Raw genomic sequence first — 18,792 nt, 5'->3', positions numbered from 1 at the left:
AGCCGGCCTCGCAGCGACCTGCGAAGGCCTGGCGCGGTCGTGGGGTGCGCGGCCTCCCGCCCGCAGCGTCGACGTCTCCGGTGCCCGGCTCGACGAGGCCTTCGCCACCGTCCAGGGGCCGGTCGTCGAGGGCGTCGACTGGTTCGAGTGGGCGGGGTGCGTCGCCGCGTCGGACCCGTTCGACGATCCCTACCTGAGCGCCCTCGACCCCCTCCTCTGTCGACTGGTCAGCGAGGCGTCGCGTGCCAACGGCCTGGCACTCGTGACCCGCTACGAGGCGCTCCGCCGCCTGATCGAGGCGCCGCTGCACCAGCCGCGCGTCATGCGCGCGGTGGGTGCCCAGGTGATCGAGCCGCGCGCCCAGGCCACTCTCGTCCCCGTCCTCCTCATCGCCGACGTCCGCGCGGAGAAGGCGGTCAACACCCTCATCTCGCTGCTCACGCAGCCGTCGGCCCAGCTCCAGCTCGGTGCCACCTGGGGATTGCACCGCAAGCTCGTCCGTCACGAGGTCACGCCGTCCTCGATGGCGGCTCTGGAGGCGCAGCTGGCCCACATGCTCTTCGACGGGGCCAGCGAGACCTCGTTGCACAGGATCGTGCCGCTGCTGGAGGTGCTTCCCGTCCAGACCGCCGACCGGCTCCGACGCCTCCGGCCGCAGCTCTTCCCGTCGCGTCCGCGCGCGCTCTCCAACTCGGCGACCAGTCGCGCCACGATGCTCGCGACCGCGGTCCGGGGTGCGACGGCGCGGATCGAGTCGTTCACCGGGCGGGAGGTCGACCCCGTCGGTCGCACGATCGTCGAGGACGCCTACAGCGCGACGAGCCACGACGTGCGCCACCAGTCCGCCCTGGTGCTGTCGCGCAGCCCGTACGCCGCCGCGCTGGGGGAGGTGCTGATCGAGCAGACCCAGCCCAACCGGTGCTTCGAGGGAGCGCCGGGTGTGCTGCCGTACGTCGTCGGCAAGGCCGAGCGGGACGCCTTGATCAACCGTCTGAGCCTGAGCGGCGCCGACGTCCGCCAGACTCTCATCGCCCTCGCCCACGTGCCGGGAGGTCCCGTGCCCAGCGTCGCCGACCTGCTCGGCCATGCCGACCTGAGCGTCGCGCACGCGGCGTTGTTCACGGCCGGGATGCAGCGCGACCCGATCCTCGAACGGGTCAGCAAGGACCGCCGTCGCTCGTCGGCGATGCGCCACGGTGCCCAGTGGTGGCTGGACCACGGCGGACGGGTCGACGACGTCCGGGTGAGGTGACGCCGTAGGGCTCCTGTCGGAGCCTGTCGCAGGCGCGTGCCATCATGTATGCAACATGTGTGCAAGCCGCCTCCCTGACGCTGCCCCCACCGTTCCTGCTCGTGCCTCCGCGACGGAGCGGGCGTACGCGACCCTGAAGCGAGAGATCCTCGTCGGCGACCTTCCCGGTGGGGAGGAGCTCGGAGAGGTCGCGCTCGCGGAGCGTCTTGGATGCTCGCGGACGCCGGTGCGTGAGGCGCTGCTGCGCCTGCAGACGGAGGGACTCGTACGCATCTATCCCAAGCGCGGTGCGATCGTCCTGACGGTGACCAGTGCCGAGGCGGAGTCGGTCTGGGAGGCGCGCGCTCTCGTCGAGCAGTGGGCCGCCCCGCGTGCGTTCGCCGCAGGGGGCCGGATCCGTGCCGAGCTCGACGCGCTCGTCGACTCCGCCGAGGAGCACCGTGTGCAGCGCGACCTGGCCGCCTTCACCGAGGCGGACCGCCGCTTCCACGAGGTCGTCGTCGCTGCGGCCGGCAACCCGCACGTCTGCCGCTTCTACCGCAGCCTTCGTGAGCGGCAGATGATGGTCAACGCCACCGCGATGGGTCTGTCTCCTGAGCGCATGGAGGCCGCCGTACGCGACCACCGCGAGCTCGCGCGCCTGATCGCCGGCGACGATCTCGACGCATTCCTGACCGCGACCGACGCCCACCTCTCAGCGAGCCGCCACGCGGTCCTGGGTCTTGGCGGAGCGTCGGCGTGATCGCCCGGGTCTCGCGCCGGCTCGGCCTGCGCCGCAACGCCTACGTGGTGTGGCTCGTCGCCCTCTCGGTCTACGTGCTCGCGGTGTTCCACCGATCGTCGCTCGCGGTCGCCGGGCTCGAGGCCACCGAACGGTTCGATATCGGCGCGGCCCAGCTCTCGACGTTCACCGTCCTCCAGCTGGTCGTCTACGCGGGGATGCAGATCCCGGTCGGCCTCGCGCTGGACCGGTTCGGACCTCGTGCGGTGATCCTCACCGGTGTCCTCACCCTGAGCGCCGCGCAGGTCGTGTTCGCCCTCGCCACGTCCTACCCCGTGGCCCTGGTCGCGCGCATCGCTGTCGGCGCCGGTGACGCGATGGTGTTCGTCTGCGTGCTGCGGCTCGTCGCCTACTGGTTCGCGCCCCGCACGGTGCCGCTCATGACGCAGCTGACCGGGATCAGCGGCCAGCTCGGGATGATCCTGGCCGCGGTGCCGATGACGTGGGCGCTCCACCGGCTGGGCTGGACCTGGGCCTATCTCACGACCGCCGTGGCCGGGCTCGTTCTCGCCGCCGCGCTCCTCGTCGTCGTGCACGACCGTCCTGGCGTCCGGCGGCACCTCGGTGCGCCGCTCCAGATCCGAGGGCTGGCAAGCCGCATCCGTGACGCGTGGAGCGACGACGGGACTCGGCTCGGGTTCTGGACGCACTTCTCGACCCAGTTCAGCGCCACGGTCCTCGGCATCCTCTGGGGCTACCCGTTCTTCGTCCGCGGCGAGCACACCACTCCGGCGTTCGCGGCGTTCCTGCTGACCCTGCTCACCCTCGCCACGATGGCGAGCGGACCGTTCCTCGCGTGGCTCACCGCCCACCGGCCGTACCACCGGTCGTCGACCACCCTCACCATCGTGGCCGCGATCGCGAGCTCGTGGGCCGCCGTGCTGCTCTGGCCGGGTGACGCGCCGCCGTGGCTGCTGGTCACGATGGTCGTGGTGACGGCCGTCGGGGGGCCTGCATCGATGGTCGGCTTCGACTTCGTGCGCACCTTCGGCAGTGCCGAGCGCGCCGGCCTGGCGACAGCCCTGGTCAACACCGGTGGCTTCATCGCGTCGCTGTGCACGATCCTCGCGATCGGGGTGGTGCTCGACCTGCTCACACCCGCGGGCTCCGACGTCTACGCCTCCAGCGCCTTCCGAGGCGCGATGGCGGTCCAGGTCGTCCCGTGGCTCCTCGGTGCAGCGATGATCGTGCGCCACCGCCGCAGGATCCGGCGCAAGCTCGCCGAGACCGCGCCCGACGTCCTGGCGGCGATGAGGCGCGGCGAGTCCGTCAGCGTCGGTGCCTGAGGCTCAACCGACCTGCTTCGTCATCATCGCGGCCTTCTTGCCGTCGGCCTGGTCGAGCCGCCCCACCTCGGCGTAGCCGCGCGAGCCGTGGAAGGCCAGGGACGCATCGTTGCGCGGCTCCACGTAGACCTCCAGAGCCATCAGCTCACGCGCACGCGCACGCTCCTCGAGCACGTTGTAGAGCATCGTCGCGATGCCGCGCCGTCGGAAGCCGGGCGCGACGACAGCCCGGTCGACGTAGGAGAAGTCGTCCAGCTCGTCACAGAACCAGCGGTAGTTGATGCTGTCGTAGGCGGTGCCTGGCGGCAGCGTGAGGGCGAAGCCTCCCAGCGCCCCGTCGGCGTCCTGCGCCACCACGGCCTGCTCGGCGTACCCGAGGATCTCCTCGAGCCGCTCCATGGTCAGGGGCCCGACGCCTTCGAGCGCGCCCTGGTTGAGGGCGAGCACGGCGTCGAGATCGGGGTCGTCGATCCGGCGTACCAGCATGGCGGGAGCCTAACCTGTGCTGAGCCCAGGCGGGAGTTCTTCGCCGGCGCTCAGCCGATGGTGAACCTCACCCCGGCCGCGGTCTCCGAGGCATCCCAGAGCTCGGCGGCGAGCTCGGGATCACGGGCCAGCGCCGTCATCCCGACCGGCTTCGGCCGGCCACGGAGCTGGCGGAAGCCTGACGGCCCGACGTACGCGCCGCCCTCGAGCGTCGGGTCCGTCGCCGCGCGCTCGATCGGCCACGCCCCTGCGGAGGCGGACTGAGCGACCGCTCGGCTGACCTGGTGGACGACGGCCCCCTGGAGGCTGCGGCCGCCGAGCTGGAGGCCCGACCGGGAGAGCTGCGTCAGCGCATAGCCCGGGTGTGCCCCGAGGCTCGTGACGTCGATCCCGGCGGCGCGGACCCGTCGGTCCAGCTCGCGCATGAAGAGAAGATTCGCGAGCTTCGACTGCGCGTACGCCCCCCAGCGGTCGTAGCGGGCGAGCGGCGCACCCGGTTCCAGCGACCTCAGGTCGAGTTTGCGGGCGAACGAGTGCATCAGCGACGAGACCGACACGACCCGCGCACGGCTCGTCGTCAGGGTCGGCCAGAGGTGCGCGGTGAGCGCGAAGTGGCCGAGGTGGTTGGTCGCCATCTGCAGCTCGAACCCCTGCGCGGAGGTGCGGAAGGGCGCCGCCATGATGCCGGCGTTGTTGATCAGCACGTCGATCCGCCCGGCGCGCTCGGCGATCTCGGTGGCAGCCGCGGCGACCGAGTCCAGGTCGGCGAGGTCCAGCCGGACGGCGAGCGCCTGCGCGTCACGCACCCCGTGCCGCAGCGCTGACAGTGCGTCCTCCACCGTGGCGAGATCGCGCCCGGCGGCGACGATCTTCGCGCCGTGGTGCGCGAGCTGAAAGGCCACCTCGGTGCCCAGGCCTCCGGTGACCCCGGTGAGGACGACCGTGGTGCCGTGGAGGTCACCGATGTCGTCAGTGGTCCAGGAACCCGCCGCGGGCGCCGGCCTCACGGCGTGACCGCGATCTCGGCGAGGAGGTCACCTACCAGGCTGGAGTCGCCGGTCCAGGTGACCGAGAGGGGATGGAGCGCCTCGCGCCCCGAGACGAGCATCAGGAACGTCTCGGCGGCCATGCTGACCCGCGCCGTCGGCTGCGGGGACGTGCCGTCGTGGAGCCGTCCCCGTCCGCCGTCGCCGACCTCGACCCAGACCGAGCGCCTCACGCCGCCGGTGAGCTCGACGTCCAGCTCGGTGCCCGGCTCGGCCTTCAGCCGCTTGGCGAGGACATAGGGCAGCGCGGTCAGGAAGCTTCCGACCACGAGGGCGCCGGCGCGGCCGTCGTACCCGCCCGGGGCGCCGACGGCGCCGCGCAGGTCCTGCTCGTGCACGAACATGTCGACCATCCGGTTGCGCAGCAGCGTCTCGTTGCTCCAGCCGATGCCTCCGGGCGTGACCCCCGCGGCGGCCGACGGGTCGTCGGGGAGAGACGCGAGGGCCTTCTTGCGGACCTCGACGGCCTCGCGGAGCTCATCGACCAGCTCGCGGGGCATGGCGTCGGCGCGCTCACGCACCCCGGCCTCGGTGTACGCCGACGTGAACTCGCCGCCGTCGACACGTCCCTGCGCCGGGCCACCGCGGCCGGTGCCCGCGAGCTCCGACTCCAGCGCAGCGAGGTGAGCGACCACGTCACGGACGCGCCAACCCGGGCAGCCGGTCGGCAGCTCCCACGCGTCGTCCACCACGGCGTCGAGGAGCGCCAGGGTCCGGTCGGCGGACTCGGCCCAGGCGTCGACGTACAGCGAGAGATCCATGCGCGAAAGCCTAGGGGAGCCGGGACGGTGCTGGACCCGACCTTCGAGAAATCACCCGCGTCTCGAGCGACGCGACCGCATCTCGGCGTCGAACGTCTCCATCGCCGTCGTCATCTGCTGCTGGTACGCGGGCTCAGCGAGGCGTGCCGCCATCTCGTCCGGTGTGACGTCCTCGACGTGCGACGCGAGCCACCAGACGTTGCCGAAGGGGTCGCGGATGCGGCCCCCTCGGTTGCCGAAGGCGTCGTCGGCCAGTGGAGTCACCTCCTGAGCTCCGGCATTCAGCGCCGAGACGAACGTCGCGTCCACGTCCTCGACGTAGAGGCTGAGCAGGGCGATGCAGTCTGGCCACTCCGGTGCTGCGTCGAACGCCATGACGACACGGTCGCCGATGAGCACCTCGGCGTGCCCGAGCCGTCCGTCGGGGAGCGCGAACCGCCCGCGTTCGACCGCCCCGAAGGCGGCCACCATGAAGTCGACGAACTCTGAAGCACCTCGCACGGAGACGTAGGGGGTCAGCGTGCCGTAGTCGGGAGGAATGGGTGATGTCGTCATGAGCCGACGTTAAGGTCGAATGCGGACATTTCCTGTCCTGATTCTGGCGGGACGCCGAACGCGTCCGCAGGGTGGCCGACAGCCGCGCGCTGGGGTTGCCGCGCCTACTCTCGGAGCGTGAACGAGAAGCGTCGCGTCCGTGTCAGGGCGCCCGAGCTGGTGGGTCGCGGCTGGCTGAACACGGGGGGCGCGGACCTCGGGCTCGCCGACCTGCGCGGACGGTTCGTCGTCCTCGATTTTTGGACCTCAGGCTGCATCAACTGCCTGCACGTCCTGGACGAGATGCGCCCGCTGGAGGAGAAGTACGCCGACGCGCTGGTCGTCGTGAGCGTGCACTCGCCCAAGTTCGCGCACGAGGCGACCGCCGATGCGCTCGCCGCGGCGGTCCAGCGCAACGGCGTCACCCACCCGGTCCTCGACGACCCCGACCTGACGACGTGGCAGGCGTACGCCGTGCGCGCCTGGCCGACCCTGGTCGTGGTCGACCCGGAGGGCTACGTCGTCGCCCAGTACGCCGGGGAGGGCCACGTGCACGCCATCGACGCGCTGCTCGCGACGCTCGTCCCCGAGTACGAGGAGCGAGGCTCGCTCACGCGAGGCCGGTCGCCGTACGTCGCTCCCGATCCCGAGCCGGGCGACCTCCGCTTTCCCGCGACCGCGATCCGGCTCCCGTCCGGCAACGTCCTCGTCGCGGACGCCGGCAGCGGGAGCGTCGTCGAGCTCGCGGCGGACGCGGCGACCGTCGTCGGCCGCCACGAGGGGTTCCGCGAGCCGAACGGACTCGTGCTCCTCCCCGAGGGCGTACGGGACACCGTCGCGTACGACGTGGTCGTCGCCGACACGGTGGCGCACCAGCTCGTCGGACTCCGGCTCGACGACGGTGCGGCGGAGCCGCTCGCGGGTGACGGTCGGCAGTGGATGCAGGGCGACGGGACCACGTCGCTGTCGTCACCGTGGGACGTGGCCTGGTGGCGCGGCCGGGTCTGGGTCGCGATGGCCGGGATCCATCAGCTCTGGACCTACGACCCGGCCACCGGAACCGTCGAGGTGGTCGCCGGCACCACCAACGAAGGACTGGTCGACGGGCCGCTGATCGACGCGTGGTTCGCCCAGCCGTCGCGCCTCGCCCCCGACGGGGAGGTGCTGTGGCTGGCCGACCCGGAGGCGAGCGCGCTTCGCCGCATCGTCGAGCGCGACGGTGAGCTCGTCGTGGAGACGGTCGTGGGGCAAGGCCTCTTCGACTTCGGTTTCGTCGACGGCCCGGCCGACGAGGCGCTCCTCCAGCACCCGCTCGGTCTTGCGGTCCTCCCCGACGGCTCGGTGGCGATCGCGGACACCTACAACGGCGCCGTGCGCCGCTACGACCCGGCGACCGACGAGGTGAGCACCCTGGCCACCGGCCTCGCCGAGCCGTCCGGCCTGCTCGTGGACGGTGACACCGTGCTCGTCGTCGAGTCGACGGGGCACCGGCTCACCCGCGTGGCGGTCGGGTCCTCCGCGGCCGCCAGCGGCGCCAGCCACACGACCGGCCGCCCGACCACCGACGTCCGCGGCGGCGAGGTCGAGCTGGTGGTTGCGTTCACGCCGCCACCGGGGCAGCACCTCGACGAGCGGTACGGCCCCGCGACGCGGCTGGTCGTCACGTCGACGCCGCCGGCACTCCTCCGCGAGGGCGAGGGCCGGGAGACCGGACTCGACCGTCGGTTGGTCCTCGATCCCGCGGTCGGCGACGGAGTCCTCCACGTGGCCGCCATGGCGGCGTCCTGCGACGACGACGGCGGAGTCGGCGCCGCCTGCTACATCCATCAGCAGGACTGGGGGGTCCCGGTCCGGGTCACACCAGACGGCGAGGCTCGGATCGTGCTCCCGCTCGGCGGTACGGCCTAGCGGACCGGTCGCGGCTCAGGGCCGCAGCGTCCGCCTCCGCGCGAGCCACACCAGGAGCGCCGCGAGCGTCCCGACGACGACGCCGCCGACGCCGAACGCGAGCGCACCGAGGGACAGCGCGACGACGCCGAGCACCTGCGGCTGCTTGCCCGTGCCCCACGTGGCCGTCGCCAGCCGTGGGTCGGTCGCGTCGCACGACAGCGTGGCCTCCGTGCCGACCCAGCCGGTCGTCGAGTCTCGTGCCGACAGCGCCACGAGGTGCCACCCACCGACCGCCGCGGACTGGTTGCGCAGCGCGGGAACCTCGATGACGGGCCCGCCTTGGGGGATCAGGTCGCACGCGACACCGAGGTCGGCACCCGTGGCTTCCGCGGGGACGTCGGCTCGCACCCACACCGCGAGCCGGTTCTTGGTCACGGTGACGGAGCTGTCGTCGGGCAGCGCCGTCACGGCTGCGTCGCGGGCGACGCCCACGGCGCCGAGACCGAGGACGAGTGCGCCGGCGACCCCGACGAGGGCGATCACCGCGCCGACGGCGTACCAGCCTCGAGAGAGCCGCCGCGGGCGTCGTGGCTCGCGCGAGGTGACGGGCTGGACCATGGCGCGAGCGTATCGGTGCCCTCTCCGGGCCGGAGGCGCTAGGGCGTCAGCGGGATCCAGGTGCCGTGGTCGGCGATGCGCACGACGGCAGCGAGGCCGGCGTCGTCGAACGCGGAGACGATGGCGTCGCGACCCTCGGTGAAGTGCGCCCAACCGTCGTAGTGGACGGGGATGGTGACCGGGTCGGACAGGATCGCGGCTGCCGCAGCCGTGCGGACGCTGTCGAGGCTGACCGGGCGCCCGCGGAACTTCCCCGGGACGCGGGCCGCGCCGGCGTGGAGGACCGCCGCGTCGATGCCGGGGACGCGCCGGGCGAATCCGACGACCTGGCAGTTGACGTTGCCCTCCGCGTCCCGCTCGCCGTCCTCGGGGCCGTGCACGGCCGGTACGGCGGTGACAGTCAGCTCACCGTCGTAGGGCCGGGGGAACCTCCGTGTCTCCCAGGCGGCGAGGCCTTGCGCTGGAGAGCCGAGGCGTTCTGCGCCACCGGTCGTGGTGAGCAGCAGCGGAGCCGCCATCGCAAAGGCACGGCCACGGTCGTCGAGGTTGTCGGCGTGGTTGTCGTGGCTCACCAACACCATGTCGACGTCGGCCAGCTGGCCCTCGGTCACGACCGGGCCCGAGGTCTTCGTGAGGTAGCCGTGCGGTCCCGGGTCGTCGAAGGTGGGGTCGCTGACGATGCGCAGCCCGCCCAGGTCCATCACCAGCGTCGGGCCTCCGACCACCAGCACCTCGCCGTCGTGACGGGGCAGGAGGGACGGCATCATGACCCGGCCGCGCTCGCCCCGAGCAGCCCTCGGGCGCAGACCTGCAGGCGCTCCATCAACGCGCGGATGACGGGGACGGCCTCCGCGCCTCTGCGGTGGACCATCCCGACGTGCCGCTCGCCGAACAGTGTGGACCGCCGTACCTCGACATCGGGGTGTCGGAACGCCGAGAGGGCGAGCTGCGGCAGGACGGTCACTCCGAACCCGTGCGCCACCAGGTTCTGGACCGCGACGTAGTCGTCGCTCTCGTGGAGCAGTCGCGGTTCGAAGCCTGCGCCGTGACAGCAGGACACGAGGTGCTGACGGCATCGAGCGCAGCCGGCGACCCAGTCCTGCTCGGCGAGCCACGGGGTGTCGAGCTCGGTCGGCGCCGTACCGGGCGGGATCACGAGGTGGATCGGCTCCACCCCGAGCGGCGCCCAGCTGAGCGAGCCGTCGTCGTCCGGCGGGCCGTCGTAGCCGAAGACCAGGGCTACGTCGGTCTCGCCGGCAAGCACCGACGCCCACGCCTCGGGCGGCTCGGTCTCGACCAGGGAGACCCCCACACCGGGGTGGTCGGCGCGCAGCGAGCGTACGGCCGGTGGCACGAGGGTCGCGACACCCGAGGGGAAGGACGCGAGGCGTACGACCCCGCTGTGCCTCTGCGCCAGCGCACCGAGCTCCTCGCCGGCGAGGTGCAGGGCCCCGTGCATGACGTCGGCGTGCCCCAGCAGGGAGGCGCCGGCCTCGGTGAGCTGTGTCCCCCGCGCGGTCCGCAGCAGGAGCGGGCCGCCGGCCTCGCGCTCCAGCTGTCTCAGCTGCTGGCTGACGGCCGACTGCGTGGTGCCGAGCTCGCGGGCCGCGGCACTGAGCGAGCCCGTACGAGCGACGACACGGAACATGAGCACACGTCGTGGGTCCATCTCGACCCATTAGAGGCGCTAAGAGATGCCCTCGGCAAGTGTGGGCTTCCGGGGACGCCAGGGTCGGAACAGCATGGAGGCATGGAGACCTTAGGACTGATCGGCGGCATGAGCTGGCACTCGACCGCGACCTACTACCGGATCATCAACGAGATCGTGGCCGCCGCGAGAGGCGGTCACGCCTCCGCGCGGATCACGCTCGAGTCGCTCGACTTCGAGGAGATCCGCCAGTGCCAGATCCGCGGTGACTGGGCTTCGGCCGCGGCTCTGCTGACCGAGGCAGGGCAGCGCTGCGTCCGCAGCGGAGCGACCACGGTGGCGATCTGCACGAACCTGATGCACAAGGTCGCCCCCGAGGTCGAAGCCGGCATCGACGTCCCGCTCGCTCACATCGCGGACGCCGTCGCGGCGGAGGCGGCCCGCAACGGGTGGCGGACGCTCGGCATCCTGGGCACCCGGTGGGTGATGGAGGAGGACTTCTACGCCGGGCGGCTGGCTCGGCACGGGATCGACTCGGTCATCCCCGACGAGGCTGACCGCGAGATGTCCGACACCATCATCTTCGACGAGCTGACCAAGGGGATCGTGCAGGTCGCCTCCCGGTCGGCGTACATCGACACCATCCAGCGGTTGGCTGACCAGGGTGCGGATGCGGTCGTGCTCGCCTGCACCGAGATCGGTCTGCTGATCCAGCCCCACGAAGTCCCAGTTCCCCTCGTCGACAGTGTCGAGGTGCACGCACGGGAGCTCGGCCGCCTGGCCTTGGGGACGGTGACCGCGACTCGCTGGTGACGTCCGATATCCGCCAGCCCGGAGTGCTGCGATCCCGGTGTACTAGGGCGATGAACGCGACGAGCAACGACAAGGCCGCCCGCTTCCGCTCACTCCATGAAGGGACGCGACCGCTGGCCCTGACCAACGTCTGGGACGTGGCGAGCGCGGTCGTCGCCGAGGAGGCCGGTGCGCCGGCGGTCGCGACGACCAGCGCGGGAGTCGCCTGGGCCTTGGGGAGGCCGGACGGCGACCAGCTGGACCGTGCACGGGGCGTGGCCGTCGTGTCCGCGATCGCTGCCGCGGTCGACGTGCCCGTCACCGTCGACGTCGAGGGCGGCTACGCGGCGTCGGCCGACGGCGTCGGCGAGACCGTGGCTGTGATCCTGGACGCGGGGGCCGTGGGCATCAACATCGAGGACGGCGACCGCGGTCCGGAGGAGCTCGTCGCGAGGATCGTCGCGGCGAGACGAGCTGCCGACGCCGCCGGCGTGCCGATGTTCATCAACGCTCGTACGGACGTCTTCCTCGCAGCGGTCGGCTCCCCCGACGAGCAGCTCGCCGAGGCGCTCGCGCGCGCCGACCGCTACATCGAGGCCGGTGCGGACGGCATCTTCGTCCCCGGTGCCTCCACCGCCGAGTGCATCGGTGCCCTCACGGCCGCGCTCCCCGTCCCCGTCAACGTCATGGTCGGACCCGGAGCACTCAGCATCGACGACCTCGGCCGTCTCGGGGTGGCACGGGTGAGTCTGGGGTCGAGCGTGGCGCAGGCCGCCTACGCCGTGGTCCAGCGCGCGGTCGAGGAGATGGCGTCGAGCGGCACCTACGGCGCGACCGCGGGCGCGGTCGACTACGGATGGCTCAACGATCTGATCGCGGGGCGTCGAGGGAACCCGATCGTCGGTGGTGGACTCTCCAGGGTGTGAGCAGCCAGGTGGAGGACCGCATCGACCCGCACCCCGATCAGGAGGTGTGGGCACAGCTGCGGTCGGGGAGCGAGCACGCGTTCGCCGAGCTGTTCACCCGGTACGGCGACGCGGTCTACAACTTCGCGTTCCGCCGGGTGGCGTGCTGGGCGACCGCCGAGGACGTCGCGCAGGCCACGTTCGTCGCCCTGTGGCGGCGGGCCGCTGACGGACGGGTCGACGAGCTCAGGGGCGAGTCCGCTCGCGGCGTCCTGCTCGCGATGGCGTCGCAGGAGTGCGCCAACGCCTTGCGTGGGCGTCGGCGGCTGGCGGCGCTGAGGCGCAAGGTGCCGTTGAACGAGATCGACCACGACCACGCCGACGGGGTAGCGGCCGACGTCGACAGCGAACGACGGATGCGTGAGATCCGCGCCGTCGTCGGTCGGCTGCCCGCCGGCCAGCGGGTCGTGGTGGAGCTGGTGTGGTGGTCGGGCTGCTCGATGCAGGAGGCCGCCGAGGCGCTCGGGCTGCCTGTCGGCACGGTGAAGTCCCGGCTCGCTCGCGCCCGTGCGCGCCTCGGCGAGCAGTCAGTCATCCTGCAACGTGAGGAGCGGTCATGAGGATCGAGCTTCCGACCGAGCGAGTGCTCACCGACAAGGACGAGCGCGCCGCGCAGATCGTCGCGACGGCATCCCGGGGCCGCCGCCCGATCACACGTGGCTGGGCGGGCCCGGCCGTGGCGTCCGTGGCGGCGGCGGCGGTCATCGGCCTGAGCCTGGCCTTCGCCGGCGACGACCCCGCGACCTCGCCGCCCGCCGTCCCGGAGTCCGAGGTCGCGGCGTCGCCGACGGCGCGACCAGAGCCCGCCCAGCCCGATGTCGAGCTGTGGCTGCGTGACCTCCCGCGCGAGGAGGCCGCCGCTCTCGCCACCGACTGCGCGAAGGGGATGGGGAGCAGACGCTCGGTGTTCGAGCCGGAGGAGGTGCTGTCCGCCCAGGTGCAACGCGGGATGACCGGCCTCGGCCGGACGGCGGTCGTCGTCGCCGAGGACTCCGCGACGGGGCAGCGCATCGGGTGCGAGATCCCGCTGCGCTACCGGGGCACCACCGTCGGGATGGATTCCGCGCTGATGCGTGGGCCGGGGAGCAAGTCGACCAGGAACGCCAACGACACGACGCATCCTGCGGTCCCGGTCGACGGTCCGGGCGGCTACGCCCTCGGGTACGCCGGGGACACCTACCAGGTCGACGAGCGGGTGGCGTCCATGCGCCGGCGCTTCGTCGTCGACGGGCAGGCCGGTCCGTGGCACGTGGCTCGGGCTGTCGACGGCTACGTCTTCCTCCAGGCGCGGATCGCGAAGCGTGATCTCGTCGGGGTGCGCGCGTTGACCCTCGAGACGCAGGTGCTCGACGACGACGGCAACCTGCTGGACGCGCCGGGAGACCAGGAGAACGGTGGCGGGATCAGCAAGAGCCCGGGCACCACCCGTACGGACGACCGCAGCTGGGATCTGTGCGAGCTGGTCCGACCCAAGGATGTGATCAGCTCGCGCACCTGCTCAGGTCCGTCGTCCTGAGACGAGGACCCGACAGAAGGACCCGACGTTCCCCCGTCTCCGGGGCGAACAGTCGGGTCCTTCTGTCGAGATGTGCGTCAGGTCGTCAGAACGCAGCCTCGTCGAGCTCCATCACGTCGAGGTCGATCGCCTCGGCGATGGCCTTCTCGGCGGCGAGCTTCGGGAGGACCTGGCGCGCGAAGAACTGCGCCGCGGCGATCTTGCCCTCGTAGAAGTGCTTGTCCGCCGGCGAGACGGCGCCCTCGAGCTTCGCGAGGGCGACCTCGGCGCCGCGCAGCAGCAGCCACGCGCAGACCACGTCACCGAGCGCCATGAGCAGGCGGGTGCTGTTGAGCCCCACCTTGTAGACGTTCTTCGGGTCGCCACCGTCGGCCGGGTTGGCCGACATCATCTGACCGAAGACCGCACCGAGGATGCCCTGGGCGTCCTCGAGACCCTTGGCGAGGAGCTCGCGCTCGACCTTGAGGCGGCCGTTGCCCGCCTCCGAGCCGATGAACGACTGGATCTCCTGCGCCATGTGGGCGATCGCCTGGCCCTGGTCCTTGACGATCTTGCGGAAGAAGAGGTCCTGCCCCTGGATCGCGGTGGTGCCCTCGTACAGGGTGTCGATCTTGGCGTCACGGACGTACTGCTCGACCGGGTAGTCCTGAAGGAAGCCCGAGCCGCCGAAGGTCTGGAGCGACTCCGTCCCGAGCAGCACCCACGAGCGCTCGGAGCCGTAGCCCTTGACGATCGGCAGCAGCAGGTCGTTGACGCGCTCGGCGAGCGTGTCCTCCTCGCCGGCCGCCTCGGACATCATCACCCGGTCCTGCCAGGTCGCGGTGTAGATGACCAGCGAGCGCAGCGCCTCGGAGTACGACTTCTGGGTCATCAGCGAGCGCCGCACGTCCGGGTGGTGGGTGATCGTCACTCGCGGCGCGTCCTTGGCCGGGTCGAGCATGTCGGCACCCTGGATGCGCTCCTTGGCGTACTCGAGGGCGTTGAGGTAGCCGGTCGAGAGCGTCGCGATGGCCTTGGTGCCGACCAGCATGCGGGCGTTCTCGATGACCTGGAACATCTGGGCGATGCCGTTGTGCACCTCACCGAGCAGCCATCCCTTGGCCGGAGCGCCGTTGCCGACCGACGGATCGCCGAAGGTGACCTCGCAGGTCGTCGAGACCTTGATGCCCATCTTCTTCTCGACGTTGGTGACGTAGGCGCCGTTGCGGGTGCCGTCGAGCTCACCGGTCTCGAGGTCGAAGCCGTACTTGGGGACGATGAAGAGCGACAGGCCCTTGGTGCCGGGGCCGCCGACGCCCTCGATGCCGACCGGGCGTGCGAGCACCAGGTGGATGATGTTCTCGCTCATGTCGTGCTCGGCGGAGGTGATGAAGCGCTTGACACCCTCGATGTTCCAGGTGCCGTCCTCCTGGAGGTACGCCTTCGTGCGGCCGGCGCCGACGTCGGACCCGGCGTCGGGCTCGGTGAGGACCATCGTGGCGCCCCACTTGCGGTCGACCATGTGCTGCGCGATCTTCTTGTCACGGTCGGTGCCGTTGCGGTGCAGGATGGAGCCGAAGTTCGGGCCGGCCGAGTACATCCAGACCGGGGGGTTGGCACCGAGCACCAGCTCTGCGGTGGACCACACGAGCGACGCGGGAGCAGGCTGACCGCCGAGCTCGACCGGGAGCTGGAGGCGGTACCACTCCGAGTCCATCCACGTCTTGTAGCTCTTGGCGAAGCCGGCCGGCATCGTGACGGTGCAGGCCTCGGGGTCGTAGACCGGGGGGTTGCGGTCGGCCTCGGCGAAGGACACGGCGAGGTCCTCACGTGCCATCCGGTCGATCTCGCTCAAGATGCTCTTGGCGGTGTCGACGTCGAGGTCCTCGAACAGGCCCTTCCCCAAGACTTCGTCGCGGCCGAAGACCTCGAAGAGGTTGAACTCGATGTCGCGAAGGTTGCTCTTGTAGTGGCTCACGGCGACAGGTCCTTAGTCTTTCGTGCTGCCTCGCGCACGCAGCGGATTACTCGCGAGTAATAACAGTGTCCTACTCGTGAGTAACCGATGCAACCCCGGGGCGCCGAACCGGGGTACGTCGAGGGATCTGGGAGACTTCAGCCATGCGGGTCTCCACCAAGTCGGACTACGCCCTCCGGGGCCTGATCGAGATCACCAGCCGCGACGATGCCTCCCCGGTCTCTGCCGAGGAGATCGGGCGCAAGCAGGAGATCCCCCACGGCTTCCTCCAGGCGATCCTCGCCGACCTCCGTCGTTCGGGGATCGTCGTCAGCCAGCGCGGCCAGTCCGGTGGCTGGCGCCTTGCCCGGGCCGCCACCGAGATCACCGTCGCCGACGTCATCCGTGCGGTCGACGGCCCTCTCGTGAGCGTGTACGGACTGCGGCCCGAGTCCGTGGCCTACACCGGGTCGGCGGAGGTGCTGCAGCACGTGTGGATCGCCGCCCGGGCGAGTCTCCGTGAGGTCTTCGAGTCGGTGACGATCCAGCACCTCGCCGACGGGGTCCTCCCGGATGCGGTGGAGGCGATGACCACGGACGAAGACGCGTGGCAGCCGCACTGAGTCGCTGAGACGACGGGCCGAGCGGATCCGCTCACGGCTCGAGGCGCGCGGGCTCCTCGATCAGCCCGGGGACCGGGACGCGGCGGCGCTCGCGCGCCATCACCGCGCGCGTCACGAGGAGTGACGAGGTGATGAGTCCCATCGCGAGAAGGGCCACCTCCATCGGGATCGCCCGGAAGCCGAGCGCCGAGAGCGCCGCGATCCACACCACGACGACAGCGGCGTTGGCCGCGAGGATTCGCAGGACGAGCAAGGGGGACCTCCTCAGGGAGAAGTCCCGCCGAGTCTAGCGACGGCGCCCTGCGCGGGGCCTCTGGGGGCGGCTACCGTGCACCCATGCCCCCCGCGAACCCCTGGCGCGACGCGCTCAACACACTCGGCAGCACCTTCATGACGTCGACCATGATCCGGTCGACCTCCAAGGAGGCCGGCATGCCGGCCTCAGCCCTCTACTTCCGCGGGCGCGTCGGCGTCCTCGGCGACGTCTCGACGGACGCGGCCTTCGACGTCCTGGGGATCTTCTCCCGGCGTGTGGTCGACAGCGTCTGGGAGCGCAGTGCCGAGACGGCGCCACAGGCCGCGGTGGACGCCTACCTCGACGTGTGTCACCGGTGGGGCCGCGAGAACCTCGTGGACGACAAGGCGGCAGGTCGCGCCACGGCCCTGCTCGAGCAGGTGCTCGACGAGGCCGACCTGGCGCCGATGCTGCTGGCTCAGGGCTGGCAGCGGGCCGAGCGCCCGAACGACGTCCCGGCACGGTTGGCGCAGGCGGCGATGGCGGTGCGGGAGATCCGTGGGGGTCAGTACTTCGCCGCCCTCGGCCTGGTCGGGCTCTCCGTCCCGCGCGCGATGCTCGTCGATCCGGGCGCAGGCGCCGAGCGCATGTCCACGCTCGGGTGGAACGACGACGAGATCGCCGAGGCGAGGCTGCGCCAGCGGCCCAGCGACTCCGGCCGCTGGCGCGATGCGCAGAGCGCGCTCGAAGGCGCGTTCCTGGGTCTCCTCGGTGACGTCGTCGGCGAGGATGGTGTGAGGGCTCTCGGCGAGGCGCTCCTCGCGGTCCAGCGCGTGCCGAACGACTGAGGACACACCGATGCCCCTCCGCCCGAGGGAGCGGAGGGGCATCGGTCAGATGGTGAACCGGTCGGTCGGCTCAGCGCGTCGCCGCGTGACCCTGATGCCGTGCCGGGGCCGGCGCGGACAGGGCCTGGGCCTTCGCCGACGCCGCAGCGTTCGCCTTGCGGCTGCCGTCGGGGAAGAGACCGGACTTCGACTTCGTCAACGTCAAGGTCGCGTGCGCAGCGGCGTCGCCGAGCTCGTTGAGCGCCTTCACGCTGAGGTTGGTGATGTCGTCGCAGGCCTGGTGGTAGCACGGGTCGTACCACTCGCCGGCCGTACCGCCGTAGACGGCTGCCTCCTCCGGCGTCTTCACACCCTCGGCGCCCGAGAAGAGACCGCCCGCCGGGATGCCGGCCGCGATGAACGGCCCGTAGTCGGAGCGTCCGTCGAAGTCGGTCGGCTCGCTCGCCAGACCCTGGCTCTCGAAGTAGTCCGTGAAGATCGTCTCGATGACGTCGGATCCGGGCGGACCGACCGGACCGCCGGAGGAGCCGTCGCCGTCGTAGACGAAGCGGACGTAGTTCGGCGACCCGATCATGTCGAAGTTGAGGTTCGCGTAGATCTTCGAGCGCTGCTGATCGCTCAGCGACGCGACGTAGTGCTCGGCTCCGAGCAGACCGGACTCCTCAGCACCCCAGAACGCGAAGCGCACCGGGCGGGACAGCTTCTTGGTCAGCTTGAGGTCCGACATCGCCTGTGCGATCGCGAGCGTGCCGGCCGAGCCGCTGCCGTTGTCGTTGATGCCGGGGCCCTCGGGGACGGAGTCGAGGTGGGCGCCCACGACGACGACCTGGTCCTTGTTCTTGACCTTCTTGAGGTCCTTCGGCGAGAGGTCCGCGATCACGTTCCACGTGGTGCGGTTGGGATCGGTCTCCACCTCGGTCGAGACCGAGAGCGTCACGGGGCCTGCGGCGGCCTGCTCGAGCAGTGCCACGGCGTCGGCGTAGGACAGCCCGACGACCGGGATGTCCTTGGGATCGCCGAGGGTCCCGATGGACAGCTCGGTACGGCCCGGGTTGCCCTCGTTGAAGATGATCACGGCGTCGTAGCCCGCCGCCGCGGCGTTGTCGACCTTGACGGCGAAGTCGCAGCCGCCGCGCTGGACGAGCGCGATCGCGTCCTCGGCCGGCGCGGGATCGAAGCTGCCCGGGGTGCATCCGGCGGTGCTGCTCGGCTCCTCGGTCGCGGGGATGACGTTGTCGTTCGCGGGCACGACGACGCCGGTCACCTCACCGCCGCCGGAGTAGCTGTAGATGTCGGTCTCGTAGTCGGTGGCCGTCGGCGACACCTGCGAGAGGGTCGGCTCGGAGAGCGACCGGAAGAACGAGAACGTGAAGGCCTGCTTCTTGACCGAGTAGCCCGATCGGCGGAGCTGCTTGGTGACGTAGTCGACGGATGCCTCGTAGCCGGGGAGCCCGGAGGCGCGCGTCCCGTCGTTCTGGTTGGCGATGACCTGCAGTGCACGCGCGTGCTTCAGGATGCCGTTGACGGTGACTGCCTTGCGGAGCTGCGTCGTGTTGACGTCGTCGATTTCCGCCG

Annotated in this window: 20 protein-coding genes; 10 read left to right on the top strand and 10 right to left on the bottom strand. The window is 71.3% G+C overall.

Annotation, left to right across the window (positions count from 1 at the left end; translation table 11 throughout):
• The 3 genes from PV363_RS06865 to PV363_RS06855 form a co-directional block, all read left to right on the top strand.
• Positions 1-1,252: hypothetical protein (locus PV363_RS06865; protein WP_301021980.1), on the top strand; the 1,252-nt coding region annotated here is incomplete at its 5' end.
• Between the two features lie 55 nt (positions 1,253-1,307).
• Positions 1,308-1,994 (top strand): GntR family transcriptional regulator, encoded by a 687-nt coding sequence (locus tag PV363_RS06860; protein WP_301021979.1) that lies wholly within the window; start codon positions 1,308-1,310, stop codon positions 1,992-1,994.
• On the top strand, positions 1,991-3,319 hold the full coding sequence (locus tag PV363_RS06855) for an MFS transporter (protein WP_301021978.1): 1,329 nt from the start codon (positions 1,991-1,993) through the stop codon (positions 3,317-3,319). The genes PV363_RS06860 and PV363_RS06855 overlap by 4 nt, the downstream gene beginning before the upstream one ends.
• Positions 3,320-3,322: 3 nt before the next feature.
• Here PV363_RS06855 and PV363_RS06850 read toward each other — a convergent pair whose 3' ends face one another.
• Genes PV363_RS06850 through PV363_RS06835 form a run of 4 tightly spaced genes read right to left on the bottom strand, consistent with a single transcriptional unit; the run spans position 3,323 to position 6,167 of the window.
• Positions 3,323-3,805: a GNAT family N-acetyltransferase gene (locus PV363_RS06850; RefSeq protein WP_220342378.1), complete on the bottom strand. Its 483-nt coding sequence runs from the start codon at positions 3,803-3,805 to the stop codon at positions 3,323-3,325.
• A 50-nt stretch (positions 3,806-3,855) separates the two neighbouring features.
• Positions 3,856-4,812: an oxidoreductase gene (locus PV363_RS06845; protein WP_220345528.1), complete on the bottom strand. Its 957-nt coding sequence runs from the start codon at positions 4,810-4,812 to the stop codon at positions 3,856-3,858.
• Complete coding sequence (locus tag PV363_RS06840) at positions 4,809-5,612, bottom strand: maleylpyruvate isomerase family mycothiol-dependent enzyme (protein WP_301021977.1); 804 nt, start codon at positions 5,610-5,612, stop codon at positions 4,809-4,811. The genes PV363_RS06845 and PV363_RS06840 overlap by 4 nt, the downstream gene beginning before the upstream one ends.
• A 51-nt stretch (positions 5,613-5,663) precedes the next feature.
• Positions 5,664-6,167: a VOC family protein gene (locus PV363_RS06835; protein WP_220342375.1), complete on the bottom strand. Its 504-nt coding sequence runs from the start codon at positions 6,165-6,167 to the stop codon at positions 5,664-5,666.
• 117 nt (positions 6,168-6,284) lie between these two features.
• Here PV363_RS06835 and PV363_RS06830 point away from each other — a divergent pair, with 117 nt between their 5' ends.
• Positions 6,285-8,054, top strand: coding sequence for a thioredoxin-like domain-containing protein (locus tag PV363_RS06830; RefSeq protein ID WP_301021976.1), 1,770 nt, complete (start codon positions 6,285-6,287; stop codon positions 8,052-8,054).
• Positions 8,055-8,069: 15 nt separating this feature from the next.
• Here the strand turns inward: PV363_RS06830 and PV363_RS06825 are convergent, their stop codons facing one another.
• Genes PV363_RS06825 through PV363_RS06815 form a run of 3 tightly spaced genes read right to left on the bottom strand, consistent with a single transcriptional unit; the run spans position 8,070 to position 10,323 of the window.
• Positions 8,070-8,654: a hypothetical protein gene (locus tag PV363_RS06825; RefSeq protein WP_220345525.1), complete on the bottom strand. Its 585-nt coding sequence runs from the start codon at positions 8,652-8,654 to the stop codon at positions 8,070-8,072.
• Positions 8,655-8,692: 38 nt separating this feature from the next.
• Positions 8,693-9,421, bottom strand: a complete 729-nt coding sequence (locus PV363_RS06820) for an MBL fold metallo-hydrolase (protein WP_301021975.1) — start codon at positions 9,419-9,421, stop codon at positions 8,693-8,695.
• Complete coding sequence (locus tag PV363_RS06815; protein ID WP_301021974.1) at positions 9,418-10,323, bottom strand: LysR family transcriptional regulator; 906 nt, start codon at positions 10,321-10,323, stop codon at positions 9,418-9,420. Before PV363_RS06815 ends, PV363_RS06820 begins: the two co-directional genes overlap by 4 nt.
• An 81-nt stretch (positions 10,324-10,404) precedes the next feature.
• On the opposite strand from PV363_RS06815, the gene PV363_RS06810 reads away from it, so the two are divergent.
• The 4 genes from PV363_RS06810 to PV363_RS06795 are packed head-to-tail and all read left to right on the top strand — an operon-like array spanning position 10,405 to position 13,575.
• The gene (locus PV363_RS06810) at positions 10,405-11,115 is read left to right on the top strand and encodes an amino acid racemase (RefSeq protein WP_220342371.1); all 711 of its coding nucleotides are present in this window, start codon (positions 10,405-10,407) and stop codon (positions 11,113-11,115) included.
• A gap of 50 nt (positions 11,116-11,165) precedes the next feature.
• Positions 11,166-12,020, top strand: coding sequence for an isocitrate lyase/phosphoenolpyruvate mutase family protein (locus tag PV363_RS06805; RefSeq protein WP_301021973.1), 855 nt, complete (start codon positions 11,166-11,168; stop codon positions 12,018-12,020).
• Positions 12,017-12,619: a sigma-70 family RNA polymerase sigma factor gene (locus PV363_RS06800; protein ID WP_301021972.1), complete on the top strand. Its 603-nt coding sequence runs from the start codon at positions 12,017-12,019 to the stop codon at positions 12,617-12,619. The genes PV363_RS06805 and PV363_RS06800 overlap by 4 nt, the downstream gene beginning before the upstream one ends.
• Positions 12,616-13,575, top strand: a complete 960-nt coding sequence (locus PV363_RS06795) for a hypothetical protein (protein ID WP_220342368.1) — start codon at positions 12,616-12,618, stop codon at positions 13,573-13,575. The genes PV363_RS06800 and PV363_RS06795 overlap by 4 nt, the downstream gene beginning before the upstream one ends.
• An 85-nt stretch (positions 13,576-13,660) precedes the next feature.
• Here the strand turns inward: PV363_RS06795 and PV363_RS06790 are convergent, their stop codons facing one another.
• Positions 13,661-15,532, bottom strand: coding sequence for an acyl-CoA dehydrogenase (locus PV363_RS06790; RefSeq protein ID WP_220345520.1), 1,872 nt, complete (start codon positions 15,530-15,532; stop codon positions 13,661-13,663).
• Between the two features lie 143 nt (positions 15,533-15,675).
• Here PV363_RS06790 and PV363_RS06785 point away from each other — a divergent pair, with 143 nt between their 5' ends.
• A complete protein-coding gene (locus PV363_RS06785; protein ID WP_220342366.1) occupies positions 15,676-16,134 on the top strand; it encodes an Rrf2 family transcriptional regulator in 459 nt (152 codons plus the stop codon).
• 31 nt (positions 16,135-16,165) lie between these two features.
• Here PV363_RS06785 and PV363_RS06780 read toward each other — a convergent pair whose 3' ends face one another.
• Positions 16,166-16,387 carry a hypothetical protein gene (locus PV363_RS06780; RefSeq protein WP_220342365.1) on the bottom strand — a complete coding sequence of 74 codons (222 nt, stop codon included), beginning with the start codon at positions 16,385-16,387 and terminating at the stop codon, positions 16,166-16,168.
• A gap of 83 nt (positions 16,388-16,470) precedes the next feature.
• Between PV363_RS06780 and PV363_RS06775 the strand changes: the two genes are divergently transcribed.
• Positions 16,471-17,217: a hypothetical protein gene (locus PV363_RS06775; RefSeq protein WP_220342364.1), complete on the top strand. Its 747-nt coding sequence runs from the start codon at positions 16,471-16,473 to the stop codon at positions 17,215-17,217.
• A 70-nt stretch (positions 17,218-17,287) separates the two neighbouring features.
• Here the strand turns inward: PV363_RS06775 and PV363_RS06770 are convergent.
• The coding region (locus tag PV363_RS06770; protein WP_301021971.1) for a M20/M25/M40 family metallo-hydrolase at positions 17,288-18,792 on the bottom strand (1,505 nt) is incomplete at its 5' end.

The sequence above is a fragment of the Mumia sp. genome (assembly GCF_028803055.1).
In the GTDB taxonomy this organism is placed as follows: Bacteria; Actinomycetota; Actinomycetes; order Propionibacteriales; family Nocardioidaceae; genus Mumia.
This window is presented reverse-complemented; position numbering and strand designations above follow the sequence as displayed.

Bases quoted from the DNA above. Each gene is read 5' to 3' on its own strand.
- PV363_RS06860 (WP_301021979.1), top strand. From the start codon at position 1,308: ATGTGTGCAAGCCGCCTCCCTGACGCTGCCCCCACCGTTCCTGCTCGT.
- PV363_RS06820 (WP_301021975.1), bottom strand. From the start codon at position 9,421: ATGATGCCGTCCCTCCTGCCCCGTCACGACGGCGAGGTGCTGGTGGTC.
- PV363_RS06840 (WP_301021977.1), bottom strand. From the start codon at position 5,612: ATGGATCTCTCGCTGTACGTCGACGCCTGGGCCGAGTCCGCCGACCGG.
- PV363_RS06785 (WP_220342366.1), top strand. From the start codon at position 15,676: ATGCGGGTCTCCACCAAGTCGGACTACGCCCTCCGGGGCCTGATCGAG.
- PV363_RS06775 (WP_220342364.1), top strand. From the start codon at position 16,471: ATGCCCCCCGCGAACCCCTGGCGCGACGCGCTCAACACACTCGGCAGC.
- PV363_RS06815 (WP_301021974.1), bottom strand. From the start codon at position 10,323: ATGGACCCACGACGTGTGCTCATGTTCCGTGTCGTCGCTCGTACGGGC.
- PV363_RS06805 (WP_301021973.1), top strand. From the start codon at position 11,166: ATGAACGCGACGAGCAACGACAAGGCCGCCCGCTTCCGCTCACTCCAT.
- PV363_RS06795 (WP_220342368.1), top strand. From the start codon at position 12,616: ATGAGGATCGAGCTTCCGACCGAGCGAGTGCTCACCGACAAGGACGAG.
- PV363_RS06825 (WP_220345525.1), bottom strand. From the start codon at position 8,654: ATGGTCCAGCCCGTCACCTCGCGCGAGCCACGACGCCCGCGGCGGCTC.
- PV363_RS06835 (WP_220342375.1), bottom strand. From the start codon at position 6,167: ATGACGACATCACCCATTCCTCCCGACTACGGCACGCTGACCCCCTAC.
- PV363_RS06850 (WP_220342378.1), bottom strand. From the start codon at position 3,805: ATGCTGGTACGCCGGATCGACGACCCCGATCTCGACGCCGTGCTCGCC.
- PV363_RS06810 (WP_220342371.1), top strand. From the start codon at position 10,405: ATGGAGACCTTAGGACTGATCGGCGGCATGAGCTGGCACTCGACCGCG.